The organism is Sporocytophaga sp., assembly GCF_017745095.1.
Taxonomy (GTDB): domain Bacteria; phylum Bacteroidota; class Bacteroidia; order Cytophagales; family Cytophagaceae; genus Sporocytophaga.
Window position 1 is genome coordinate 223,375 of record NZ_JAGHZZ010000004.1, and the last position, 24,666, is coordinate 248,040.

The following is a 24,666-nucleotide window of genomic DNA, read 5'->3' on the forward strand; positions in this document are numbered from 1 at the left end:
TAATTGAAAATCATTCCTTTATTGTTATAGAAAGAATTATAGTCGTTAATTAAATATGGGCCTTCAAAAAGTTCATGGATATCTCAAACGTGGGGTAGCCAAAGAAGTTTCCTGATTTTCATATATGGGGAGGTTAAAAAATATATCACATTATATAGGTGCCATCGATTTAACGACGGCACCTTATTATATTACTTAATCCAGCTTTAAGAAAAAACAACTAGTGGATCTATTCCCCCTATCTTCATATTCTAAATTACAAAATACACCTTTTGAATAAGGAGAAAATTTAAATTCAAACGGGCCAATAGAATGAGGCAGAAAAATTTTATGAAGGCGGATTTGACCACTAAACAAATTTACAAGTAAGAGATCATAACTATCGTTCCCAGCATAAGTCCAAAAATAAACATTTTTGTTGCACAAACTAATATCGTCTGGTAATGATTTATAACTTAAAACAAGCGAATCATTCTGAAAGATACTTACTGAAGAAGATTCTAAATTTCTCTTTACTTCAAAGATCTCTCCTGTCTTAATATCACAAATAGCATTGCTATCTAATAACATAACGCTTGAGTCCTTGATTGCCAGAAGCCCTTCAACCGAATTTATTAACATAGTACTATCGGAATAATAGGAATTTGAAATTAAATTATTAATAAAATCGATTGTTCTTGTGTCAAATTTTAAACTTAATTCATGCTGCTTTACTAGATCATGATTGAATATTGTAACCCCATATCCCTTTCCCATTGTAGCTATAGAAACATTTTCAGGTGATGAAATCAAAAATCTATGTACTTGACAACCTGAAGAATTATCAAATTTATCAGAACCACAAGGAGATTGCCTTTCAATAAGATTATTAATGGAAATGGAAGAAACTATATGACCTAAATCTTGATCAAATTTATTTAAAACTAAATCATCATTATCGTGATCGTCAAGATTCGAACTAATGAAATAAATAAATTTTCCATCAAAAGAATATCCAGAAATTAATTGGCTCAAGGAACTCGCTTCCTCATCATCATCCAGAAGAGCACTTTGTCTATTAATGAAATCTATATCAAGCCTTATGGTATCTTTTCTTATCTCACTCAAATCATAATCGTTGCCGTTAAGCCGAACTATATCTTTGTTAGATTCAATCTGTTTATCTTCTCTGATTCTATCGGAATTTTTACACCCAATAATAGTTGTCATCAAAAAAAAGAATAGGGTTAATTTAGATTTTATGTTATTCATTAGAGATTGGATTCATTTTGACAAGGTAGCAGTAAGAAAATAATTTTTTAAATCAGCAGGACTATTATTGCTACTGTTTTAAAAAAAGAAGGCCTGATGGGGTGATCCTTCTAAACTATAATTCAAAACATACGTCCTGGGAGTCACATCTTCTCAACCATTCGCTTTGCTCCAATTGTCTTTCTGTTACCACTTTTCATTCAAGATTCAAAATTTGTATCCTGGCAGAGGAAGCTAACCCGAATCCCCGAGCTTTTACCTCAAACCTCCGAGCCTTTAACTCAAATCTCCGAGCTTTTTGACTCTAATCCCTGAGTTCTTAACTCGAACTTCCGAGTTTTCGACTCGAAATTTGAACCTTTAAGCTCAAAATTGGGGTCTTTTAACTCAAATCTCCGAGCTTTTTACTTAAAGTCGAAGCTATTAATTCAAAACTCCTATTTTCAGACTCAAATTTTGAAGTTAGGATTTTAAAATTTCCTTTTTGGACTCCAATTTTTACATTTTAAGGAGATAATTGATTTGCCTTAAGTAGAAACCTATAAATTTGTTACCTTATTGAAGTTAGGTAACAGAGATTTTTAGGATTGTATATGAATAAGAAGTCTACATATAAGGCAGCTTCGTCAGTAGCAAAAACTATTGAAAAGCATTTTGCTCATCAGCTTTCTGCTGCCCAAATGAGAGGAGATAGTAATTTAGCTATAGTGCCAAGCGTGAAGATGATAGAGACGATGATTGATACGGCATTCTGGGCCAGCTTGAGAAGGGAGGAGGGAAACTCCACTAAAATTTCATTAGCTTTTTTGCCTCCGGAGCAGGCAGGGATACCAATTCTCTTTGAACAGAAAATGGCTTTTACAGCATATCACCTTACCAAATTGTCGCTTGGAGTAGAACGGCCAGGAGTGCATTTGGGCGTTTGGTATGAAGATGATCAATTGTTTATATGGGGAACAACACTAAAGATTCCAAATCTTTGTTTTATTCTCGACGTGAGTGAGCCCGGGATATTGGTTGTCAAACACAGAAGGGTACATGGTTTTGGTAAATTTGCCAATGTGGCTGTACTTATTGGAGATCAGATTAAAATTATTGATGAAAACAGTGCGAACCATCCTGATTGCCCTGAACTTTTAAAATATCTTTTGGGCTATACGGTTCCTCATTCCTGGAGTGATTCGATGAATGTACTGGTCCAGCTGGCTGTATCTATGAGAGCGCATCGACATGGTGGTTCTCTTCTTGTAGTACCCTCAATAAATGATGAGTGGCGAAAGTCAATCCTGCATCCTATTAAATATGCTGTATCTCCACCTTATTTAGGGCTTTCAGATCTCATGAGCAAAGATGTGAATGTTCGTTCGGAAGTAATGTGGCAGGGAGCATTGCGGACTGAGGTAGAAACTCTTGCCGGGCTCACTGCTGTGGATGGGGCAACTATTATCAGTGATAAGTATGAGCTTTATGCTTTCGGAGCTAAAATAGGAAGGTCTGTCGGTAATGCGAGAGTAGAGAAGGTATATATGAGCGAACCGATTGTCGGTGGCGGAGCCGTCATAATTAACCCATCTAATTCGGGTGGAACAAGACATCTTTCAGCTGCGCAATTTGTATATGATCAGAAAAATGCCCTGGCTTTTGTGGCTTCTCAGGACGGACACTTTACTATTTTTACCTGGTCACCGACTGAAGAAGTGGTTCAGGCCCATAAAATTGATACATTATTGTTGTAAGTAAATTGGTGAAAGTAAATTCAGATCATTTGAATGAGTGACCAATCTCCTGAATAATGGTTGAGTTGTAATGAATATTTTTAAAATTAATTTTATATAAAATCTATTATATGGAAATAACTTTCAGAAACATTTCAGACGATGATTATCCATATGTCATCAGTAATCTGAACAGCTGGTGGGATGGAAGGGCCATGGTGAATATGCTTCCTCGTTTGTTCTTTAAATATTTTAAAGAGACTGGCTTTGTGGCTATTGCCGATGGAAAGGTCCTGGGCTTTATCATTGGATTTTTCAGTCAGGATGATCATAGGGATGCTTATGTACATTTTGTGGGAGTTGATCCTGGATATAGGAATTATAAAATAGGTAAAAGGTTATATGATTTCTTTGTTGAAAGGGTACAAGGAGCTGGTGTAGAAAAAATCTTTTGTGTAACCTCTCCCTTTAATAAAAACTCAATTGCATTTCACAAGAGAATTGGTTTTGAGATAATGCCAGGAAGTAACAAGACCGTTGATGGCGTAGATTTTTTTAGTGACTACGATGGAAACGGAGAAGACAGAGTTTTATTTGTAAAATACCTCGTTTAACTGCTATTAGATTTTTCTAACAATGACTCTTGCAGGTGCTCCGTCAGAATCCTTTATTTTGACGGGCATGCATATCATTTCATATAGCCCTGGTTTTATTCCGTTAAGGTATAAACCTTCAATGACCCATATTTCATTACCCAAGAGCATTTCATGCACAGCCTTTCCATTATCTTTTCCACCGACAGAAATGTAATCAACTCCTACCACTGAGACTTTTTTTTCTTTGAGGTAACCGGCTGCTTCTAAGGAAAGATATATGTAATCTCTCTTAAACTCTTGCTTTGGCCAATCAGAGGAGGAGTTCTTAGTTTTGAATATTACCCTTTCGTTTGGATTGATCTCATGTTGTTGTACCTCTTCGAGCGGAATAAATCGATCATGTTTGATTTCTATGATACGTGCAGGCCCAATCATCATATCAATGGGAAACATAGAGATATCTTTTCCATTTTTTATGAAATGCAAGGGAGCGTCCATATGAGTTCCCGTATGGGCGCTCATGGAGAGGATCGTAACATTGGCTGGCCCTCCTTTGTTCATGTCAAAAAGTTTACAAACGGAAACTTCAGGTTCTCCCGGCCAATGAACCATTTTGTTTGTCACTGGCGCAGATAGATCAGTCCAGCTTTTGGAATTGTTTATAGTCTTCATATAATATTAACCTGAAAAATGTGAGACAGTTTTAGAAGGGATTTTTTGTGTGTTAGTACATGATATTTACTGGGTTATGACGAGGAAGAACGAATTAAGATGCCATTGAGTTCTGTTTTGAGGAGCGGAATTGAATGTAAAATAAAATTTTAATTCCGTTAGAGAGGGTTTTAAGTATAAACAAAAGATATATGGCGTCGAGAATAGGGGATTACGGCTTGATAGGAAATTTGAGAACATCTGCGCTAGTGTCAGATACAGGATCTGTAGATTGGCTTTGTGCACCTCGTTTTGACTCAGATGCAATGTTTGCATCATTGATAGGTTATGATGAGCATGGCCAGTGGGCACTGAGGCCATCTACTCGTGTAAAAGAATTTAAGCAAAGGTACAGGGGAGATACGCTGATCCTTGAAACAGACATTATCTGCGATACAGGTATCGTCAGAAGGACAGAATTTATGCCTCTTACAGAAGATGGTTCTGAAATCATCAGAGTTTTGGAAGGAATTGAAGGAGAAGTATCCATGGAAATGCTTCTTAATGTCAAATTCGGTTATGGAGCTTACCCTCCATTGATCGATGGCATAGACAAAGAGTTTACGCTTATAGCCGGCCCAGATGCTGTTGTACTTCGGGGTAACGTTGAAATGAAGAGAAATGATAAAGGGGTAAGCGCTTATTTTAATGTTAAAAAGGGCGATCGCATTGAGTTTCAGATGGCCTGGTATATGTCCAATTTACAACCACCAAAGCCTCTTGATTTTGAAAAAGAATTCAGAGCCACAGAAAATTTCTGGGTTGACTGGTCTTCTAAATGTACTTACCAGGGAAAATACAGAGATGCAGTAATGCGCTCATTGATAACCCTCAAAGCATTAATATATGCTCCTACAGGTGGTATCGTTGCTGCTCCTACAACATCTTTACCAGAAGAACTTGGAGGTGTACGTAACTGGGATTACCGATTCTGCTGGATAAGAGACTCAAGTCTTACGCTTCAGGCACTTATGTTATGCGGATATGCAGATGAAGCAACTGCCTTCAGAGATTGGTTGATTCGTGCTGTTGCAGGTGATCCGGAGCAGATACAGATCATGTATAATATTGATGGAGGACGAAGGCTCACTGAGTTTGAGTTAGATTTTTTGCCAGGTTATGAAAATTCTAAACCGGTTCATATCGGAAATGCAGCTTCTGATCAGTTTCAGTTGGATATCTTCGGAGAGGTGCTTAATGCCTTGTATCTGGCTTCTAAAATGGGTATGCCAAGGAAAGAAGAGGCAACAAGAACATTAAGAAGAATAGTGAATCATTTGACTACTATTTGGCAGTATCCGGATGATGGAATATGGGAAGTGAGAGGTGGTCGCCGACACTTTACCCATTCTAAGGTTATGGCTTGGGTAGCGGTAGACAGGGTTGTCAGATACATCGATGAAAATCCTGATATAGAGTTTGATCCTTCTTTACTGTCGCATTTAAGGACGCTTCGCGAAAGAATCCATGAGGAAGTTAGTCAGCGTGGGTTTCATAAAGGAGTTAATGCATTTACGCAATCTTATGGAGTGGAGGTGCTTGATGCAAGTGTGCTACTTATACCTCATTATGGTTTCTTACCTGCGGATGATCCCAAAGTTAAAGGAACGGTGGAAGCAGTAGAGAATACATTGTTAAGAGATGGATTCGTTCTTCGCTACGAAAATCAAAAGGCTGGTGATGGTCTGCCTGGTTCGGAAGGAGCCTTTCTGGCATGTAGTTTCTGGTTGGTCGACAATTATTTTATGGTGGGGAGAAAGAAAGAAGCTGAAGAGCTCTTTGATAAATTACTATCACTCAGAAATCATTTAGGCCTTCTGGCAGAAGAATTTGAACCATCCGTTAAACGACAGGTAGGTAACTTTCCGCAGGCTTTCTCTCATCTTGCTTTAATTGCTTCCGCCCATCTTTTAACTAATGGAATTGATGACGGAAATACAATTGGTATAAGTGCAATGCCAATAAAAGAAGAAGAAGAAGTTAGATAGTTTTTGTCATACTATTGATCTCATTGGCCGGGTGAATAATTCGTAAGATATTCGCCCGGTTTATTTTTGTCAAAAAAAATTTTAATTTTTAAAGTGTTCATAAAGAGATTGTATGTGCAAATGGGGATAAAAATGACGATCGATTTTAAATGTATTGCGTAAATTCGGTATTCAATTATTTTATCATTAATTAAATTTCTATTTATCATGAAAAGAATTTATTTATTTTTTCTACTATGCCTGCTAACCTTTTCGTCTTTTGCAGGAGGAAACAACATGATCGGTCTTACAAGTAAAAAGAGTAATGACGATGGTATGATCAGTAAGGGTTTTTATTGGAATCTTGGGATAGGTTTCCCGTCGTATAAATCAGTTGATTTTCCAGAATTAAAGCGTCAAAGTCAAGGCGTTCAGTTCACATTGGAGGCAGGTAATCAGTGGATGTTCGTTAAGAACGACCGTTTCGGATTTGGAATGAACGTAAGCTGGTTGACTATAGGTGGAAGTACCTACAAATTTGAAAATGCAGATTTTAATGTGTACGATATTAATCTTGGGCTTTTAAGATTTGGTCCGATGGCTTCTGTAGGCTTTGGTGAGAACATAGCAGTTGACGTGTTTTTTAACCTTAATCCAACAGTAAAATACAACTTCTGGTCTTATAATCAGTTTGAAAGTAATACCTTGCTTTATGGAGCTACATGGACTCCTGGCGTAAAATTCAGATTTAAGAAATTTGCTGTTGGTTTTGAAAATAGCTTTGGCCGTCTTAAAGTGGTTGATTTAGATAATTCAGATGCTGAGGATGGTAAAATATCTTATATGAATCCAAGAATCCTGTTAGGAATGAAGTTTTAATTAAGAAAAGATAAAAGCATTTAAAAGAGGGAGTTGACACAAAGTCAATTTCCTCTTTTCTTTTAGAGTGGCTTTTAATAACCTTTATTAACATTTTTTGATTGTTTTCTTTAAATTAGTATTAAAATTATTTTTAATCTGAGAGTTCATTTTGTTTCTTATGAAGAGGTTCTGTTTTGTTTTATCATTTTTTTTAATTGCAATGTCATCAATTGCAGGAGATCAGTTAATTGGTCTTACCAGCCGTGTTAAAGGCAAGGATATGTTTAGTGATGGAGTTTACCTGCATTTTGGAATTGGTATGCCACGGCTTGACTATTTAGGACGAGGTAAAATATACCAAGGATTACAACCTTCTTTCGAGTTTGGAAGTCAATTTTTATTCTCTAAGAAAAATAAAGTTGCTATTGGTGCAAACTTTAGTTGGGTGACTATAGCGACCAGTATTTGCGATGGGGAAGATATTTTTGGCTGGGATGTAAACTTTGGCCTCATAAGATTTGGGCCAATGCTTTCAGTTAAACTGGATGAAAATACAGCATTTGATTTATTCTTTAACCTTAGTCCAACTGCTAAATTTAATTTTTTTAACTATGATGATCAGGGATATGTGTATTTATATTATGGGGCCCTTTGGGTTCCGGGTATTAAATTCAGATATAACAAATTTGTAGCAGGTGTTGAAGTTAATTTCGGTACTCTTTTTATTGATGATCTTGATAGAGATGAAGATCCGGTTCATGATAGAGCATCGTATTTTAATCCAAGAGCTTTTGTAGGATTAAAATTTTAAAGCTTTCTGATTGCACGGAAGTATAGATTTTTATGGAGCCATAATAAAAAAGAGAAGCCTGTAATACTATAGCTTCTCTTTTTTGACTTTAGTTTTTAAACTTTAAGCTTTTTGCATTCCGCTTTAAGCTTATTTCTTCTTTGCTTCAGTATATCTTCTGTTTACTTCGTCCCAGTTTACAATGTTCCAGAATGCTGTGATATAATCAGGCCTTTTGTTCTGATACTTCAGGTAATAAGCATGTTCCCATACATCAAGCGCGAGTACTGGAGTTCCTTTAACTTTTACAATATCCATCAAAGGATTGTCCTGATTTGGAGTCGTTGTGATTTTTAATTTCCCATCTTGACCCACAATCAGCCAGGCCCATCCTGATCCAAATCTTGTCTTTGCTGAATCGCTGAATTGAGCTTTGAAATTGTCAAATGAACCAAAAGTCTTGTTGATATCTTCAGAAAGAGCTCCTGCAGGCGCTCCACCTTTTGGAGAAAGAACTGTCCAGAACAAGCTATGGTTATAATGCCCACCTCCATTGTTTCTTACTGCTGTGTTATACTTGCTTACATTCTTGCAAATATCTTCAATTGTTTTTCCATTGAGAGAAGGATTGGCCGTTACTTCCTTGTTTAAGTTTTTTACATATGCATCATGATGTTTGTCGTGATGTATTTGCATTGTCTGTGTATCGAAGCTTGGTTCCAGTGCTTCATAAGCATAAGGCAATGCAGGAAGGGTAAATTGTGCGAATGTTAATGTAGAAACGAACAATACTAAAACGCTTAACAATATTTTTTTCATAGGGATTGAGTTAGGGTTATTATTGGCTAAAAATAATAAGTTTTAGATTTATTTATATAAACTTAATGATACTATGTTGTAATGGTTTGATAATTATATGATTATTGTAACTCTTTAATTTATGATTTTTAAAAAAGATCAAAAAGAAAAATAGATTTAGTATATTTGTCACAAGTTTTGGTTTCCGGGTGGTCTACACCTTCGGAATTAAAAGGGAATCAGGTGGAAATCCTGAACAGTTCCCGCTGCTGTAAGCTTTGTAAAAACGATTGACATCCTCGCCACTGTCCTTTATGGATGGGAAGGCCGTCAAAAGTAAAGTGAGTCAGAAGACCTGCCAGAATCTGTACATTCGTAGCTTTCGGAGAAAGGGCAAAGGATATATGCTTCATTGATAGGGATACCTGTATTCACTCAAGGCCGTATTTTCATTGTTACGAATGATTGTTTAAATAATGATCATCTTGTAATGAAGTTAGTTAAGTTATTATTTCTGTCACTATTCTGCATACTGAGTCAGGGTTTGTCCGCTCAGACTATTGCAGATACAGCATCGCATCTGCAGGAGATTGTGATAGAAGGTAACAGGCTGAATACTTTTACTGCAGGAAACAAAGTACAAAAAATTGATTCTGCAACTATACAAAGGTATAAGGCCGGCAATTTAGGAGATCTTCTGGCTTTCAACGCTCATCTGTTTATTAAGTCTTATGGAATTGGAAATATGGCTTCCATATCTTCCAGAGGTACAAATGCCAGTCAGACAGCAGTGTTGTGGAATGGCTTTAATATTCAATCACCTACTCTTGGTCAGGCCGACTTTTCTTATATTCCGGTATCTTTCACAGATAATATTGAAATACAATATGGTGGTGCAGGTGCGCTATTCGGTAGCGGCGCTACTGGTGGAGTTATAAGTCTTAACTCTTCTCCCGGATTTAACAAGGGATTAACTATTGGTGCCTCTTTTAATGGAGGAAGTTTTAATTCCTATCAACAATCGGCTAATGCTTGCTTTTCAAAAAACAGATTTGTAAGTGTACTTAAAGTATTTAATTACAAAGCTCAGAATGATTTTCCATTTTATGTAGGAGATTACAAAGTTCGACAGATCAACGCTGCAGTGCGTCAGAATGGATTGATGTCAGAGAACTTTTTCAGAATAAAAAAAGATCAGGAACTGAATGTCAGGATCTGGTTGCAGGATAATTATCGAGAGATTCCGCCATCCATGGCTTCCAGATCCGGCAATCAGCCTAAGCTCTTAGTTAATGAGACTCTTGGTTCAGATTTTTTTAGAGTTAGCTCTGAATGGAAGAAATCGGGAAAGGTAGCTTCTTATTTTGTACGGACCGCTTATTTCAATGAGCGTATGAGTTATGAAGATACACTTGCACACATGCGTTCTGTGACGAGGTTCCATACATCAATTTCAGAAGCTGAGAGCAATGTACGGTTAGGAAAAAATCATTTATTGAATATAGGGTTGAATAATACTTTTAATCAGGCTATTTCCAATGGATATCCTGATTCTCCTTCACAGAATAGAATAGCATTGTTCGGATCATATAAATTTTCTTTCCTGGATGATCATTGGAGGACTGTAGTGAGTCTACGTCAGGAGATGGTCCTGGGAAAGCTAATACCTCTTACACCTTCAGCAGGTATTGAAGGAAGGCTTATTAAATTTTTGTCTGTAAAAGCGAATGTTTCAAGAACATACAGGGTACCAACTTTTAATGACTTGTACTGGACCCCCGGTGGAAACAGAAACCTTAAACCTGAATCGGGGTGGAGCGAGGAGGTAAGTTTAATAGCTTCGCAAATCACGGGAAGCGGAAGTAAAAATTCTATCATGCTGACATTCTTCAATAGCAATGTTGAAAACTGTATCATGTGGCTGCCCTCTGGTGGTACATGGAATGCACAGAATGTTCAATCTGTTTGGTCCAGAGGTTTGGAGAGCAATGTTTCCTTTAACAAAGAAATCAGGGATTTTAAATTAAGACTCACTGTACTATATAACTATGTTGTTGCTACCAACCAGAAAGCAAGAATGGCTAATGATAATATTGTAGGTAAGCAATTGATCTATGTACCTGTATATTCCAGTCAGGCCACTCTGGAGCTTATATACAAAGGTTTTTATGTGAATTATATTCATTGCTATACTGGAAACAGATACTATACTACAGACAATTCAAAGGTGGTAGAAGCCTATCAGCTTGGGAATATTATAGCAGGAAAGAATTTTAAAATGGGTAATTCATTTTTGAATGTAAATGTTAGAGTGAATAATCTCTGGAATGAATCCTATCAGGTAGTTTTAAATCAGGCCATGCCAATGAGGTATTTTCAGGCAGGTCTTTCATATGCCTTTAATAAACCAAATAAACATATAAACTAGAATAATATGATGAAAAAAGATTACAGTAAAGGGAGTATGCGAGCTTATAAATTGCTACGTTACCTTATGGTATCAGTAATATTGTGCAGTTCATTTAGTTTGACACAGGCTCAGAAAGTTTCTGATTTTGAAGATCTGACACTTGAAGAAAATTCTTATTGGGATGGCTCTGATGGTTCGAATGGATTCACAAGTGGTGATGCCTATTTTAATAATAGTAATTCTTCTGGTTACTTTTCGAATTTCATATACTCAAATAAATTTGATACAATAACAGCCGGTTACAAGAATTCTGTTACTGCAATTACCGGAATGGGATATGGAGGAAATGGCAACTATGCTGTAGCATTTGCTTCCAATCCTTATATCAAGCTTCAGTCGGATTTAAAGGGAAAGACTGTAAGTGGTTTCTTTGTTACCAATACTACTTATTCAGCGCTTTCAATGAGGAATGGTGATCTTTTCTCAAAGAAATTCGGAGGAGAATCAGGGGATGATGAAGACTGGTTTAAATTGACTGTTAAAGGCTATCTCAATGGTGAAGCCAAAGTTAATAACGTGGATTTCTTCCTTGCAGATTATCGTTCTCCTGATAATCTATTTGATTATATCGTAAATACCTGGCAGTGGGTGGATCTTACTCCGCTTGGGAATGTTGATAGTCTTTCATTTGAACTCACTTCATCTGATGTGGGAGAGTGGGGTATGAATACTCCTGCTTATTTTGCAATGGATAATTTTAACAATCCTCAGTTTCCTGGTAAGCCTGGCGTGGCAGGAAGCTCTGCTATTCACAAGGATAGTGAATTGTTTAAGGTATGGGCTTCTGGGGGGGGGATTTCCAGAGGATTTCAGAATATTTCAAACCAGGACCTAGGCAAAGCATCAACAGGAGATTTAACTGGTGCTTATGGAAAAGCTGGCGGAGGGTTAGTAAGTCTTGGTGATAGCGGATATGCTACACTTACATTTGACCTGCCAATTATAAATGGTGTGGGTCCTGACTTTGCAGTTTTTGAATACAGTTTTGCTCAAGAGTTTAAAGAGTTGGCCTTTGTGGAAGTGAGTTCTGATGGAGAGCATTTTTTCCGTTTCCCTGCTACTTCATATACAGACCCTGTAACGCATCAAATTGATCAGGCAGGAACGAATGCCTATCTTGTTGAAAACCTTTTGAGTAACTTAGCAGGAAAGTATAACGGAGAATATGGCACACCTTTCGATCTTGAGGAATTAAAAGATGTAGAAGGCCTGAATATATATGCAGTGACTCATATACGTATAGTAGACGTTGTCGGAAGTATTAATCCATTGTACGCTAGCAAAGATGCTGAAGGTAGAAATGTAAATGATCCTTGGCCTACTCCATTTGCGTCCAGTGGTTTTGATCTGGATGCTGTTGGTGTGATTAATACTGGTGTTCCTGCTGGTATTACTAATGCAGGGGAAAATCGTATCAGTGTTTATCCTAACCCTTCGCAAAAAAATCAGTTCGTAAATGTTACCCTAAATGTTCCTGTTAATCAGGAGTATGAAGTTCAAGTATATGATTTTGCAGGTCAGCTAGTGAAATCGCAGAAGGCGGATTCACAACAGTTCACTATTTCAACTGAAGGCTTTATCGCTGGCATTTACGTAGTAAAAGTAGTTGAGGAAGGTGAAGTAATTACAAGAAAATTTGTTGTTAACTAATTTAAAAATGAAATATATCACAGGATTTGTTTGCCTTGGTATTTTGCTATTAAGTGCTTGTGTAAGTGACAAAGCCAAAGATGTGAAACCTGAAATACCGGTAGCAGCGAAACCTGCTACCGGTGTATATATTACCAATGAAGGAAACTTCACTTGGGGAAATGCTTCTGTGAGTTATTATAACTTCTCAGATCAACAGGTGACTGAAGATGCATTTAAAGCAGCCAATAATCGTCAACTCGGAGATGTTTGTCAATCTATGGCTGTTATCAATGGAAAGGCTTACATTGTTGTGAATAATTCATTTAAAATTGAAGTTGTCACTCCAGATAGTCTCAAATCGGTGGGGGTGATAAGCGGTCTAAGTTCTCCAAGGTATATAATAGCTGTTGGTGAGAATAAGGCTTATGTTACTGATTACAAAAGAAATGCTATATACGTTGTGGATCTTTCAACCAACAATGTGATTAAAGAGATTCCTTGTAAAGGCTGGACAGAAGAACTGGTGCTTGCAGGTAACAAGGTCTTTATAACGAATGTAAGAAAGCAGTATTTATATGTTGTTAATCCTGTAAGTGATATCATAGAAGATAGCATCAAAATTGGGCTGAATGCTTATTCGATTAAAACAGATAAGAATAATAAGGTCTGGGTACTTGCAGGAAAGAATGGCTCAGTTGCTGCAACCTTGCACAAAATAAACCCTGTTAATAATGCAATTGAACAAACTTTTACATTTAGTACCTCAGACACCCCTGGCTCATTAGAGATTAATGGTACAAAAGATACATTATATTATCTGAATAAAGGAGTATGTCAATTGTCGATTTCGGGTGTCTCATTACCTGGCACAGTATTAATCCCACAAGGCGATATGTTGTTTTATGGGTTAGGCATTGACCCGGTTTCAGGGGTTATTTATGTTTCGAACGCAATCGATTATGTTCAGCAGGGGATAGTATACCGCCATCTTTCAAACGGAACTTTATTAAATAGTTTTAAAGTAGGCACAACCCCAGGAGATTTCTGTTTTTATTAACTTGTTTATCCCCCAGGTAAGAAGAGTAAAAGGCCATCTATTTTCTGTAGATGGCCTTTTTTATGGTAAGTTATTAGTCTTGGCAAAGAATGTTTGGATTATTGCTGAATTTTTTCTTTATTTTTGTTATATAAACCTTTTGCTTATTGGAATATAAAGTCGTACATAATTTGATAATCCATTGTGTAAAATGTTTTATATTTTTTTAGATTAATGCTAGATCGGAAAGGAGAGATTAAGAAGAAGAGCTCTCTAATAAGTAATGAATAAATGATATCCAGGGGTATAAAATTCGAAAGAATTACAATATGATGAAATATTTCTCGACACTTTTATTAGTGGTAGCTTTCTGTCACTTTTCATATAGTCAAACGAGTGATAGAATCAAGGTGATGAAGATTAGTTCGTCAGACTCGGTTTTATTGGACAAAGCATTCAATCAGTTAATAGAGGCTATTGAGAAGAAAAATGTCCCAACAATAAGAAGTTTATCTTTAAGTCAGATTAATTGCGCCGTTTGCATATTCGATTATCATAATGAACCACCGGCAGACTATATAGTTCCAATCGATACATTTATAAATCAATCATCCAAAATAATTTTAGAAACTCCACTGGAGACAGCAATCCACAATAGAGGGTACAATGCTACTTTAAGACTTATCAGAAATTACAAATCCAGAAATTTACCTCTTGATTATCCAAAAGACTTGAAAATATATGAACTTTGGATTCAGACATACTTGCCCAATGAATTGGCGAAAGGACATGAAGGAGGGTCTCACGGATTTCAGTTTGTAAAGGTTGGTGAACAATTTAAATTTTACGGATTAACATCAGTTCCCTGAATAATCTTGGGTTATTCATTTTTTACAAATCTTTTTTCTTCTATTATTTTCCAATTTACCGTTACTTATTGAGAATTTCAGCTGCTTTATAGTTAATCGTTTAACTGTAATTTCTGACTAATTGATTATCTCTGACTTTTTTTTGATATTTAATCTATATTAATATCTGATTACTCCTAAAGTTTATTTTTAAGTACAAATCCGCAATTAATGAAAAATGCAACTAAAGCCCTCATGTTAGTAATTATGGTTATTAATTATTTAACAGTAAGTGGACAAGGTATCACGGAAAAGCTCACTAGTAAAAATGTTATTGGCACAGGTAATAATTTGTTCAATGCATTTGACGGCAAGCTCGAGACCGTATTTGGTACTAATCAAAATAGTGGAGGCTGGGTTGGCTTGGACTTGGGTGAAAAATATGTAATTGAGAAGATTGCATATTGTCCTCTAAAGTCCCAGTCTTCCAAATTACAACTTGGGGTATTTGAAGGTGCAAATAATCCTGATTTCGGTGATGCTTTGCCACTTTTCATTATAAAGGACGTACCTCCAGAAAATATGCTTACCGAACAGGTTGTTAATTGTTCCAAAGGATTTCGGTATGTAAGATATGTTGGCCCCTCCGGTGCATATTGCAACATTGCAGAGCTTGAATTTTATGGATACAAAGGAGAGGGCGATAATAACAAACTTTTTCAACTGACAAATTTGCCAACAGTTACAATTCATACTAAAGATGCTGCTGAAATAGTTTCAAAAGATAATTATATAAAGGGAATAGTAACTATAATTTCTGATAATGGCACTCAGCTATTTACTGATAGTCTTGAGATAAAAGGCAGAGGAAACGCCAGCTGGACTTTTCCAAAGAAACCATATAAGATGAAGCTTTATAATAAGGCATCATTATTGAAATTACCTGCTAAAGAGAAAAACTGGACACTTATAAATAACTATGGAGACAAAACTCTGATGAGAAACCTGTTGGCTTTTGATTTAAGCCAACGTTTGGATATGTCTTATACTCCGGCAGGAAAAGCAGTGGATGTTATTTTAAACGGAGAATACAAAGGTACCTATCAATTGTGTGATCAGATTGAAGTTGCTAAACAAAGAATTGATATAGAGAAAATGGCGACGGAAGATGTTTCTCTGCCCAATTTATCAGGAGGGTACTTATTAGAAATAGACGCATATGCTAATGAGGGAATTTCGTGGTTTGTATCCACTAGAACTTATACACCGGTAACTATCCAATATCCGAAAGACGATGAGATCGTACCGGCCCAGAAAAGTTATATAACTGCTTATTTCAATTCAATGGAAACTGCATTGTTTTCACCCGACTACAAAGACAATATAAATGGATACTCAAAGTACATAGATAAAGGAAGCTTTATACGTCAATTCTTAGTGGGTGAGTTTAGTGGCAATACTGACACATATTGGAGTACTTACTTATACAAGAAAAGGAATGATGATCTCTTTAGATTTGGTCCGGTGTGGGATTTTGATATAGCATATGAAAATGATTATCGTACTTATCCTATCAATAATAATCCCGAGTGGGTTTATGCCTCTAAAGGAAGTGCTGCGGGAGGAGCACGCTCAATAGTGAATAGGTTACTTTCCGATTCAAGTCTATATGCTGATTTAAAATCTGTATATGCCACATATCGGGATCATGGAATATTGAGTGAATCAACTTTGTTAAATGTTGTTAATGATTATGCAGTTGAATTAGAGCAATCTCAGCAGTTAAATTTTATTCGTTGGAATACACTCAATTCTCCGGTTCACATGAATCCGAGAACCTATGGGAGTTATGTTGCTGAAGTAAATAATGTAAAAGAGTATATCAAAAAAAGATTAGTCTGGATGGATAAAAAATTGGAGTACATTCCTGCAGTTGTTGCTTCTACCGATCATAGAAAGAACTCGAAACTCTGGATACAAACTGATGAAAATAGTATACAAATAAATAACCCTGTACAACCACAGCAAGTCGATATTGTAGATGTTTTGGGAAGAACAAAATTTTCCAAAGTATTAACAGATTATACTGTAATCAATATTGAAAAAGGTATTTACCTGATACATGTAACCAGCTTATCAGGAGAATCAGAAGTTATAAAATGCATGGTCCCTTAAGGAAATTAAAGTATATAATAATTTGCCGGTAATAGAGCGAATGCCTGAAACTAATATAGATATCAAAAAGAGAAATGAAAAGCACCTTTGAAAAAATCGAAAAGTGGTTGAAAGAAAATGCCGATAAAATTATTGAGTTTTCATTGCAAGAACCTGCAACCGAAGTTGAAATTCATGAACTGGAAAGGGTAATAAACAAGAGCCTTCCGAAAGACTTTAAAGAGCTTTACTTATGGCATAATGGCCTGGGTGATAATGGAAACTTTGGAAGTCTTTTCTTTGGAATGGATTTTTATCCGATAGATAGAATACTTGAGGAATATAATAGCAAAGGAAGGTACACCGCTGAAAACATCTCTTTAAAGAATGCAGATAAAGAAATAGACAAGACAAATATTTACAATTTGGATTGGGTGAAGTTTGCTTTTGATGGTTCACATACGAGTTTATATCTTGATCTCAAGCCAACTAATGAAGGTAAGTATGGACAAATAATTTTTATTGATGATGAATATGAAATGGGAATATTGGTGGCTGATTCAACATCAGAATTAGTAGAAAATTTTGCAAAGGATTTAGAAAGTAATCTATATCATCTTAACGAAGACGCATTAGAAGATGACAATCATTATCTGGAAACTGATCAAACCATTGATGTAGTTAACTGGCAATCGAGCGAAAGGTGGAAGCGATGAGTATAAATAAGGCGATCATGAAGAGAATTTCAAATAAAGGGTTCAATAAAGCCGATAAACTTTTGTCCATCCGATGTCCATCTAGCTCCATGTCCAGTAGATATACGAACTTCAAATACCAACTGATGCTTGAAATGATAATAGACATTCCACCAGGTGGCATGGTGTAAAATGTGTTCAATAAAACTTATAGCTTTTCTATTTTTAAACTCATTATCTCCTTCAATCTTTCCCCAAAAAGAATCTTGCGAACGATTAGTATGTTTGGTCCATTCTCGTGCAGCAACAGTTAATGTTTGATCAAAAATTTTAGAAGCAGATTCTATAAGGGTTATTTGAAGTGGTGGTATAACGTCAGTGACACTTCCGGGAGTCAATCTCTGCCCCATCAGCAGCAATATGTTTTCGATACCAGCAGCTTCTATTGACCTTGCAAACTCTTTTGCTAATAGACCATTTGCTTTAATTTCTTTTTTCCAGTCATTCATTGAATTCTCAAAGAAAATATATGCATCTTGTAATGAAGGCGTACATTCCTTGTCAAAAAATGGAAGCCTCTCTTTACTTGCCAAACCTTCGTTTTGATATTGTATCAGTTTTTGACAAAAAGTAGTTAAATGTTCTTCGTTAAAAAAAAGACGATAGGTTTTGTAAAATTGATCTGAAACTAAAAAAGAGCTTTCTTTTAAAAGAGCGAAAAGATTAGACATATGTATATTCACCCTATATCATATTTAGATATTCTATCTATTTACAATCAACTGATATTGCAGCAAAAAGTATAATGGTTTTAATATATGAAGGTTTAATTATTAAGTTACTTTGCAGATATTACTGCCAGTTAAAGCCTAAAAATAGAATTGTATTTCAAGTTATTTGTAGTGGAGATTTTTTTTGATTAAATCTTCAGATTCAAAATCAAGCAATAATTCTTTCCTCACCGTGGAAAAATTCTTGGTGTTTTTTAGAGTGCTTTTATAAGTGTCTAATAAACAGAGTAAAATAGATGTTTTTTTAATGCTATTTCGATGTTTACCTTTTAGATCTGGATGTGTAGAACCCAAAATTTCCTTTAATTTATCCTAATTCTAAATCCGTAAAGGCATGAAAATAAAACTACCTCAAATGTTGTCCCGTGTCGTCTTTTCATTTGTGATGTTATATATAACATCACATACGTATGCACAGACCGTAACCACAAATACGCAAAGTACCCATAATGGTTTTTTTTATTCTTTCTGGAATGATAATAGCCAAGGATCAGCATCCATGACTCTGGGGGCAGCAGGTAATTATAGTACAACATGGAACAATGTTGGAAACTTCACTGCTGGAAAAGGCTGGGCTGTGGGAAAACCGGATAGGGTAGTTTGTTTTTCGGGTTCCTTTAATGGTGGAAGCAACGGTTTTTTGGCTTTATATGGATGGACAAAAAATGCTTTAATTGAATATTATGTCTGTGAAAACCATGGACAATGGACACCTCCGGGAAATACAAGTGATATTCAAAAAAAAGGCACCTATACAAGTGATGGTGGTACATATACTATATATACGGCTACTCGTACTAATCAGCCTTCTATTATAGGTACAGCGACATTTCAGCAATTCTGGAGCGTTCGTTCCGAAACAAGATCAAGCGGAACCATCACCTTTGCCAACCACGTTGCTGCATGGAAAGCAGCAGGGATGAACATGGGCTCAACATGGGATTACCAAATCATGGAGTCAGAAGGGTATCATAGTTCAGGAAGCTCAAATATAACTGTGAGTGAATGCGTGTCTTGCTCAACTCCTGCGCCGACAACGACAGCTTCGTTTGATTATGAAGTAGGGGAAACGGCTAAACAATTAACAGCAACAGGTACTAATCTAAAATGGTATACTGCATCATCCGGTGGTACAGCGTTATCTTCTGCTCCCACACCAAGCACTGCTACAGCTGGTACTACGAAGTATTATGTAGGACAAACACTGAACGGATGTGAAGGACCGCGAGCTGAAGTTACTATTCGCGTGTCACAGAAATATAAGATTTATAAAGTGCCAACACCGATAGCCATTGATGGAGCAATTGAGTCCACTTGGACGAATGCAAGTGTGCTGCCTGCATCTGCAGCCAAATTACTTACAGGAACCGTCACGAATAGCACAGACCTCTCGGGCAATTTTAAAGCCTTGTGGGATGACACCTATTTATATGTGCTGGCAGATGTGACAGATGATAAAAAGGTAAATGAAAGTAGCAATGTGTTCGATGATGACGCTGTAGAAGTCTATGTAGATATTAATAATGAAAAGGCTACGACTTATGGAGCGAACGATGTACAATATTCTTTTGGGTGGAACGATGGAACAACGGTAGGAGTATTGCCTTCAGGGCGTTCAACAACTAATGTTACCTATAAAGTTGTTGACAAAACAGGAGGTTATATTGTGGAAGCTCGTATTCCATGGACTACTTTGCAAGGTACACCGGCCATTGGTCAGCTAGTGGGTATGGACTTTATGATCAACGATGATGACGATAATGGAACGCGCGATGGTAAATTGTCCTGGAATGCTAGTGAAGATGATGCCTGGGAAAATCCTTCTTTATTTGGTACTGCTATCTTACAAGGGTTATTGCCATGCACGACGCCTGCAGCACCAACTGTTGTTTCACCGGTTACATATTGTCAGAATGAAACAGCAACAGCATTAACCGCAACAGGTACAAACTTATTATGGTATGCATCTTCAACAGGAGGTACAGGAACATCCACCGCCACACCTGTTACAACTGCAGCAGGAGAAGTCACTTATTATGTAACGCAGAATGTCGGAGGATGTGAAAGTTCACGTGCTCAGATTAAAGTGACTGTAAATGCTTTACCTACAGCAACTATCACCCCAGGTTCTGCAACTACATTCTGCTCTGGCGGTTCAGTAACATTAACTGCAAGTTCTGGTTCTTCATATGTTTGGAAAAATGGAGCAACCCAGGTTGGTACAGGAGCAACATATTCAGCAACAACAGCTGGTTCTTATACCGTTGAAGTTACCAATTCAAATAACTGCAAAGCTACATCTGTTGCAACAACTGTAACAGTTAATGTAGCACCATCTGAGCCAACGGTTACCGCATCCGTGGCTTATTGTCAGAACGCACCTGCAACACCATTAACTGCAACAGGTACATCATTGAAATGGTATGCAGACAATACAACAACTACCGTATTGTCATCAGCTCCAACGCCTTCAACGGCATCAGCAGGTACGATAAACTATTTTGTTTCGCAAACAACAAACGGTTGTGAGAGTGCGAGGTCAAAAATTTCAGTCACAGTAAATGCTTTACCAGCAGCAGTGATCACCACGGCCGGTTCAACAACTATCCCTTCAGGAAGTTCTGTTACCTTGAATGCGAATACTGGTTCAGGTTTAACATACAAATGGTTCAATGGCTCGGTGCAGGTAGGAACAGGCGAATCCTATACAGCTTCTACTGCCGGTGGTTATGCTGTTGAAGTAACAAATGCATCTGGCTGTAAGTCTACATCTCAGGCAACAAATGTGAGTGTCGTGGCCAATCAGCCATCAGTGATTGCAATTACTTCACCAGCAGCGAATGAAACGATTGAAGGAACAATTACTATTTCAGCAAACGTTTCGGACCCGGATGGAAGTGTTACATTGGTTGAATACTTAGATGGAAATACAGTACTTGGCACAAGCGCATCACAGCCGTATAGCTTTGCGTGGACGAACGCTAGCATAGGTTCTCATGTGATTTCTGTTCGTGTAACAGACAGTAACGGAGGCGTTACAACTTCAAGTCCAGTAACAGTTAATGCCGGTATAACTACAGGAATATCATCAGGTAATAATGTGTTTGCGAATGTATATCCAGTGCCTGCCAGAGATGAAGTTGTAATTGAGACAGAATTGAATCTGATCAATGCGTCTGTTAAAATGACAAATGCTTTAGGAACGGAAGTTTCATTACCTGTAAATATTCAAGGTGGTAATGTCATGCTAAATGTAAGCGAATTAGCTGAAGGACCTTATATTTTGATGGTAAGACAGGATTCAAAGATTGTAACAAAAAAGATTATCGTAGCACACTAATTAAAAACACATACATCTATTATTTGCTTCCTAAAACTCCAGTTGATGTAAATCGACTGGAGTTTTGTTTTTTATGAGATTTTTTGTTTTTGCTAAGTTGAAGTTCTTATTATGACTTTTTTATAGATAAAGTAAAATCATTTGAAAAATGAAATTTCAGCGAATAAAGAAAAAATAGCAGATAACAAAAGGTTTTTATTATATATTCAATAAGTTACGTTTACAAGTTTGTGTCTTTTGCAATATTTTAAATTAATTTAGTAGAGGATATCTATCCGGAATATTTTCGGACATACAAAAGCTAGTGGCAATTCAATATGAAAACAATTTTTACAATTTTTACAATTATTATTACACTCTTTATTTTTCAAAACAATTTGTTTGGACAGAAAAGGATTGATAGCCTAGTTGGAGAATGGAAGTTGGAAAAATACTTTAGCCCTCAAAAGAATAGTGAGGTGAAAAATTCGGAAGACAATGGATGTGAGAATTTTCTAATAATTAAAGTGAATGAAAATAAAAGGCTTAAATTAATTTTCACTAACAATAAGGATAGTTTTGTATTTTCAGGCAAGATAGTATTTCTCAAAAATGGCACAATTAAGCTGAAAAATAATATCCATGAAATAGTATATTTAGATGAACTTGAAAAATGTATTACTCCTTCATTACGAATGGAGATACGTGGAATTTTATATAGGACATACCAGTATTCAATCAAGGAGAATCAATTACATTTAATTTTTAATCTTCCGGAAGATATCCATAGTGTCAAACAGATGGTATTCCAGCGAATAAATTAGGGATAAGGAGCCACTAATATCATGTTAAACCCATAGCAGCTAAATCGGAAAATTTAAGTGCTGTGCTTGGCGTACATTTCTTTTGGTTGAAATAACTCTATTAGGTTACCGGAAGGATCAATCAGTAAAATTTGTGAGCCAGCGGGTCCGGGTAATATCTCATTTCGGAAATGAAGACCGTTAGCTTTTAATTGCGCCACTTCTGAAGCCAGATCTTTTACAACCAGCTCAATGCGATTCCAGCCTCCGGGAAAAGGTAATGTTCCGTCAGGCATAGGGCTGCCTCCTGAACTCTTTCTTCCACTAAGTAACAATCGCAAGTTTCCTCTTGTCACATCTGCGAATGCTGGTGAAGCGTTGATTCCGAGTGTAAAGCCTAGATGTTTTGTATAAAATTCAATTGAGGCATCAACATCTTCAACAATATATCGAACATTTACTTGATCTGATTTCATAAACTTTGCCTTGGATTAATTTGTAAAATTGTCACCCTTTTTACTTGTAACATTCATTTGCTCATTTGTGTAAAACCTATCAGGAATCAGAAATGTTATAGAACCTGTAAAAGTCAGGGGATAGCTATGAAGGTTTATGAAAACTAAATGCTTTATTCTAAATTCAGGGCAACAGCATAACATTAACGACAAGTCTAGGCGAATACACCCCGAAAATAAATGCAGCAAGTTCCGGGTTTCCAGATAGCGCATACCTTCCAATCTTTGCATGAGAAATTTAAAGTGAAAAAACAATGCAAAGATTTAAAAACAAATTCGCACTTATCACAGGCGGAACCAATGGTATAGGCTTAGCCACAGCTCAGCAATTCATCAAAGAAGGTGGCAAAGTAATCATCACAGGACGGTCATCGGAAACAGTAAATAAAGCACTGATACAATTAGAAGACAATGCGTTTGGTATTGTGTCCAATGCAGGTAATATGAAAGATATATTGTCTTTACAAGAGCAGGTAAAGCGACTTACGGAAAACATTGACTTCCTTTTTGTTAATGCAGGTTATGGGAAATTTGCTTCTATTGAAAATGCTGATGAAGCTCATATCGACGAGTTGTTCAATATGTTGGTAAAAGGGACTTTTTTTACTGTTCAGCAAATTCTTCCTTTAATGAAAGGAGGAAGTGCAATAGTACTCAATACGTCAGTAGTCACAGAAATGGGAATGCAAAATTTCTCTGTTTATTCGGCAGCAAAAGCCGCAGTTCAATCATTTATCAAAACCTTTGCGGCAGAGCTTACAGTAAAAGACATTCGTGTAAATGGTATCAGTCCTGGTTATATCAAAACAAACGGTTTTAATAATACAGGTTTAGATGCCAAACAAATTGAAGGAGCTATTCAAAGCATTATTCCTACGATACCATTCAAAAGATTTGGTGAGCCTGTTGAAATTGCGAATGCTGTATTATTCCTTGCTTCTCAGGAAGCTTCATATATACATGGAACAGAATTAACTGTGGACGCAGGAGTTTCAGTCTTAAAGTAATGAAGCAAAGGTTACAAAATATAGATTGGCCCTTTGTTGCAGATGAAATGAATCAAAAGGGTTTCGCCATTATTCCCAAGTTCTTAATGGATGATGAATGTGAGATTTTAAAAGCTGGTTATAAGAACCCTAATGCTTACAGGAAAACGATAGTTATGGAACGCTATCGTTTTGGCTTAGGCGAATACAAGTATTTTAATTATCCGCTTCCCAATACCATTCAGCAGATACGAACTGAGGTTTATGAGCAACTTGCCCCAATAGCCAACATGTGGTTTAAGGTGTTGGCTATTGATAAACAATTTCCGCCTACACATCAGCAATTATTGGATCAATGCAAAGTTAACAATCAACAAAAGGCAACTGTTTTGATATTGAAATACGGCAAAGGCGGCTATAATACGCTTCATCAGGATTTATATGGAGATGTTTATTTCCCAATACAAACTGTTTTGTTTTTGAGCGAGCCCGGCAAGGATTTCACGGGCGGAGAATTTGTGTTGACGCAACAAATACCAAGAGCACAATCCAAAGCTATTGTCTTAAATCCCAAGAAGGGAGATATGCTGATTTTTACCACTAACTTCAAGCCTGAGAAAGGAGCGAAAGGTTATTTTCGTGTCAATATGAAGCACGGTGTCAGTGAAGTTCACAGTGGAGAGCGCTACACATTGGGTATTATTTTTCACGATGCAATAAGTTAAAAA

Annotated in this window: 20 protein-coding genes and 1 riboswitch; of the genes, 15 read left to right on the top strand and 5 right to left on the bottom strand. The window is 36.6% G+C overall.

Going from position 1 to position 24,666, the window contains the following annotated elements; genetic code table 11:
• Nucleotides 1-195: 195 nt before the first annotated feature.
• The gene (locus tag J7604_RS07900; RefSeq protein ID WP_293893717.1) at nucleotides 196-1,251 is read right to left on the bottom strand and encodes a hypothetical protein; all 1,056 of its coding nucleotides are present in this window, start codon (nucleotides 1,249-1,251) and stop codon (nucleotides 196-198) included.
• Nucleotides 1,252-1,844: 593 nt separating this feature from the next.
• Here J7604_RS07900 and J7604_RS07905 point away from each other — a divergent pair.
• Both J7604_RS07905 and J7604_RS07910 read left to right on the top strand, forming a co-directional pair.
• Nucleotides 1,845-2,987, top strand: a complete 1,143-nt coding sequence (locus J7604_RS07905; RefSeq protein WP_293893720.1) for a putative sensor domain DACNV-containing protein — start codon at nucleotides 1,845-1,847, stop codon at nucleotides 2,985-2,987.
• A 110-nt stretch (nucleotides 2,988-3,097) separates the two neighbouring features.
• Nucleotides 3,098-3,580, top strand: a complete 483-nt coding sequence (locus J7604_RS07910) for a GNAT family N-acetyltransferase (RefSeq protein ID WP_293893723.1) — start codon at nucleotides 3,098-3,100, stop codon at nucleotides 3,578-3,580.
• Nucleotides 3,581-3,586: 6 nt separating this feature from the next.
• Here J7604_RS07910 and J7604_RS07915 read toward each other — a convergent pair whose 3' ends face one another.
• Entirely contained in the window at nucleotides 3,587-4,234 is a 648-nt protein-coding gene (locus tag J7604_RS07915) for a cyclase family protein (RefSeq protein ID WP_293893726.1), read from the bottom strand.
• A 191-nt stretch (nucleotides 4,235-4,425) separates the two neighbouring features.
• Between J7604_RS07915 and J7604_RS07920 the strand changes: the two genes are divergently transcribed.
• The 3 genes from J7604_RS07920 (at nucleotide 4,426) to J7604_RS07930 (ending at nucleotide 7,912) form a co-directional block, all read left to right on the top strand.
• On the top strand, nucleotides 4,426-6,261 hold the full coding sequence (locus J7604_RS07920; protein ID WP_293893728.1) for a glycoside hydrolase family 15 protein: 1,836 nt from the start codon (nucleotides 4,426-4,428) through the stop codon (nucleotides 6,259-6,261).
• Nucleotides 6,262-6,468: 207 nt separating this feature from the next.
• Entirely contained in the window at nucleotides 6,469-7,119 is a 651-nt protein-coding gene (locus tag J7604_RS07925; RefSeq protein ID WP_293893731.1) for a hypothetical protein, read from the top strand.
• Nucleotides 7,120-7,321: 202 nt separating this feature from the next.
• Nucleotides 7,322-7,912, top strand: a complete 591-nt coding sequence (locus tag J7604_RS07930; RefSeq protein ID WP_293893734.1) for a hypothetical protein — start codon at nucleotides 7,322-7,324, stop codon at nucleotides 7,910-7,912.
• Nucleotides 7,913-8,041: 129 nt separating this feature from the next.
• Here J7604_RS07930 and J7604_RS07935 read toward each other — a convergent pair whose 3' ends face one another.
• Nucleotides 8,042-8,710 (bottom strand): superoxide dismutase, encoded by a 669-nt coding sequence (locus tag J7604_RS07935; RefSeq protein WP_293893737.1) that lies wholly within the window; start codon nucleotides 8,708-8,710, stop codon nucleotides 8,042-8,044.
• Nucleotides 8,711-8,871: 161 nt separating this feature from the next.
• Nucleotides 8,872-9,067, top strand: a riboswitch (cobalamin riboswitch).
• Between the two features lie 112 nt (nucleotides 9,068-9,179).
• On the opposite strand from J7604_RS07935, the gene J7604_RS07940 reads away from it, so the two are divergent.
• The 6 genes from J7604_RS07940 to J7604_RS07965 all read left to right on the top strand — a co-directional run bounded on the left by J7604_RS07940 (nucleotide 9,180) and on the right by J7604_RS07965 (nucleotide 17,545).
• Nucleotides 9,180-11,117, top strand: coding sequence for a TonB-dependent receptor (locus tag J7604_RS07940; protein ID WP_293893740.1), 1,938 nt, complete (start codon nucleotides 9,180-9,182; stop codon nucleotides 11,115-11,117).
• A 6-nt stretch (nucleotides 11,118-11,123) separates the two neighbouring features.
• Entirely contained in the window at nucleotides 11,124-12,809 is a 1,686-nt protein-coding gene (locus tag J7604_RS07945; protein ID WP_293893743.1) for a DUF4465 domain-containing protein, read from the top strand.
• A gap of 7 nt (nucleotides 12,810-12,816) precedes the next feature.
• Nucleotides 12,817-13,848, top strand: coding sequence for a YncE family protein (locus J7604_RS07950; protein WP_293893746.1), 1,032 nt, complete (start codon nucleotides 12,817-12,819; stop codon nucleotides 13,846-13,848).
• Nucleotides 13,849-14,156: 308 nt separating this feature from the next.
• Nucleotides 14,157-14,696, top strand: a complete 540-nt coding sequence (locus J7604_RS07955; RefSeq protein WP_293893749.1) for a hypothetical protein — start codon at nucleotides 14,157-14,159, stop codon at nucleotides 14,694-14,696.
• A 210-nt stretch (nucleotides 14,697-14,906) separates the two neighbouring features.
• Entirely contained in the window at nucleotides 14,907-16,850 is a 1,944-nt protein-coding gene (locus J7604_RS07960) for a CotH kinase family protein (protein WP_293893752.1), read from the top strand.
• 74 nt (nucleotides 16,851-16,924) lie between these two features.
• Nucleotides 16,925-17,545: an SMI1/KNR4 family protein gene (locus J7604_RS07965; protein WP_293893755.1), complete on the top strand. Its 621-nt coding sequence runs from the start codon at nucleotides 16,925-16,927 to the stop codon at nucleotides 17,543-17,545.
• A gap of 29 nt (nucleotides 17,546-17,574) precedes the next feature.
• On the opposite strand, the gene J7604_RS07970 is transcribed toward J7604_RS07965, so the two are convergent.
• Complete coding sequence (locus tag J7604_RS07970; RefSeq protein ID WP_293893758.1) at nucleotides 17,575-18,255, bottom strand: hypothetical protein; 681 nt, start codon at nucleotides 18,253-18,255, stop codon at nucleotides 17,575-17,577.
• A 394-nt stretch (nucleotides 18,256-18,649) separates the two neighbouring features.
• Here J7604_RS07970 and J7604_RS07975 point away from each other — a divergent pair, with 394 nt between their 5' ends.
• Both J7604_RS07975 and J7604_RS07980 read left to right on the top strand, forming a co-directional pair.
• Complete coding sequence (locus tag J7604_RS07975; RefSeq protein WP_293893761.1) at nucleotides 18,650-21,655, top strand: glycoside hydrolase family 11 protein; 3,006 nt, start codon at nucleotides 18,650-18,652, stop codon at nucleotides 21,653-21,655.
• Between the two features lie 317 nt (nucleotides 21,656-21,972).
• Nucleotides 21,973-22,458 carry a hypothetical protein gene (locus J7604_RS07980; RefSeq protein WP_293893764.1) on the top strand — a complete coding sequence of 162 codons (486 nt, stop codon included), beginning with the start codon at nucleotides 21,973-21,975 and terminating at the stop codon, nucleotides 22,456-22,458.
• A gap of 53 nt (nucleotides 22,459-22,511) precedes the next feature.
• Here the strand turns inward: J7604_RS07980 and J7604_RS07985 are convergent, their stop codons facing one another.
• Nucleotides 22,512-22,913: a VOC family protein gene (locus tag J7604_RS07985; RefSeq protein WP_293893767.1), complete on the bottom strand. Its 402-nt coding sequence runs from the start codon at nucleotides 22,911-22,913 to the stop codon at nucleotides 22,512-22,514.
• 293 nt (nucleotides 22,914-23,206) lie between these two features.
• Between J7604_RS07985 and J7604_RS07990 the strand changes: the two genes are divergently transcribed.
• On the top strand, nucleotides 23,207-23,959 hold the full coding sequence (locus tag J7604_RS07990; RefSeq protein WP_293893770.1) for an SDR family oxidoreductase: 753 nt from the start codon (nucleotides 23,207-23,209) through the stop codon (nucleotides 23,957-23,959).
• Nucleotides 23,959-24,663: a 2OG-Fe(II) oxygenase gene (locus J7604_RS07995; protein WP_293893773.1), complete on the top strand. Its 705-nt coding sequence runs from the start codon at nucleotides 23,959-23,961 to the stop codon at nucleotides 24,661-24,663. Before J7604_RS07990 ends, J7604_RS07995 begins: the two co-directional genes overlap by 1 nt.
• Nucleotides 24,664-24,666: the final 3 nt, after the last annotated feature.

Bases quoted from the DNA above. Each gene is read 5' to 3' on its own strand.
- J7604_RS07950 (WP_293893746.1), top strand. From the start codon at position 12,817: ATGAAATATATCACAGGATTTGTTTGCCTTGGTATTTTGCTATTAAGT.
- J7604_RS07980 (WP_293893764.1), top strand. From the start codon at position 21,973: ATGAAAACAATTTTTACAATTTTTACAATTATTATTACACTCTTTATT.
- J7604_RS07975 (WP_293893761.1), top strand. From the start codon at position 18,650: ATGAAAATAAAACTACCTCAAATGTTGTCCCGTGTCGTCTTTTCATTT.
- J7604_RS07945 (WP_293893743.1), top strand. From the start codon at position 11,124: ATGATGAAAAAAGATTACAGTAAAGGGAGTATGCGAGCTTATAAATTG.
- J7604_RS07920 (WP_293893728.1), top strand. From the start codon at position 4,426: ATGGCGTCGAGAATAGGGGATTACGGCTTGATAGGAAATTTGAGAACA.
- J7604_RS07935 (WP_293893737.1), bottom strand. From the start codon at position 8,710: ATGAAAAAAATATTGTTAAGCGTTTTAGTATTGTTCGTTTCTACATTA.
- J7604_RS07985 (WP_293893767.1), bottom strand. From the start codon at position 22,913: ATGAAATCAGATCAAGTAAATGTTCGATATATTGTTGAAGATGTTGAT.
- J7604_RS07995 (WP_293893773.1), top strand. From the start codon at position 23,959: ATGAAGCAAAGGTTACAAAATATAGATTGGCCCTTTGTTGCAGATGAA.
- J7604_RS07940 (WP_293893740.1), top strand. From the start codon at position 9,180: ATGAAGTTAGTTAAGTTATTATTTCTGTCACTATTCTGCATACTGAGT.
- J7604_RS07905 (WP_293893720.1), top strand. From the start codon at position 1,845: ATGAATAAGAAGTCTACATATAAGGCAGCTTCGTCAGTAGCAAAAACT.
- J7604_RS07910 (WP_293893723.1), top strand. From the start codon at position 3,098: ATGGAAATAACTTTCAGAAACATTTCAGACGATGATTATCCATATGTC.
- J7604_RS07925 (WP_293893731.1), top strand. From the start codon at position 6,469: ATGAAAAGAATTTATTTATTTTTTCTACTATGCCTGCTAACCTTTTCG.
- J7604_RS07930 (WP_293893734.1), top strand. From the start codon at position 7,322: ATGTCATCAATTGCAGGAGATCAGTTAATTGGTCTTACCAGCCGTGTT.
- J7604_RS07965 (WP_293893755.1), top strand. From the start codon at position 16,925: ATGAAAAGCACCTTTGAAAAAATCGAAAAGTGGTTGAAAGAAAATGCC.
- J7604_RS07955 (WP_293893749.1), top strand. From the start codon at position 14,157: ATGATGAAATATTTCTCGACACTTTTATTAGTGGTAGCTTTCTGTCAC.
- J7604_RS07990 (WP_293893770.1), top strand. From the start codon at position 23,207: ATGCAAAGATTTAAAAACAAATTCGCACTTATCACAGGCGGAACCAAT.
- J7604_RS07900 (WP_293893717.1), bottom strand. From the start codon at position 1,251: ATGAATAACATAAAATCTAAATTAACCCTATTCTTTTTTTTGATGACA.
- J7604_RS07970 (WP_293893758.1), bottom strand. From the start codon at position 18,255: ATGTCTAATCTTTTCGCTCTTTTAAAAGAAAGCTCTTTTTTAGTTTCA.
- J7604_RS07915 (WP_293893726.1), bottom strand. From the start codon at position 4,234: ATGAAGACTATAAACAATTCCAAAAGCTGGACTGATCTATCTGCGCCA.
- J7604_RS07960 (WP_293893752.1), top strand. From the start codon at position 14,907: ATGAAAAATGCAACTAAAGCCCTCATGTTAGTAATTATGGTTATTAAT.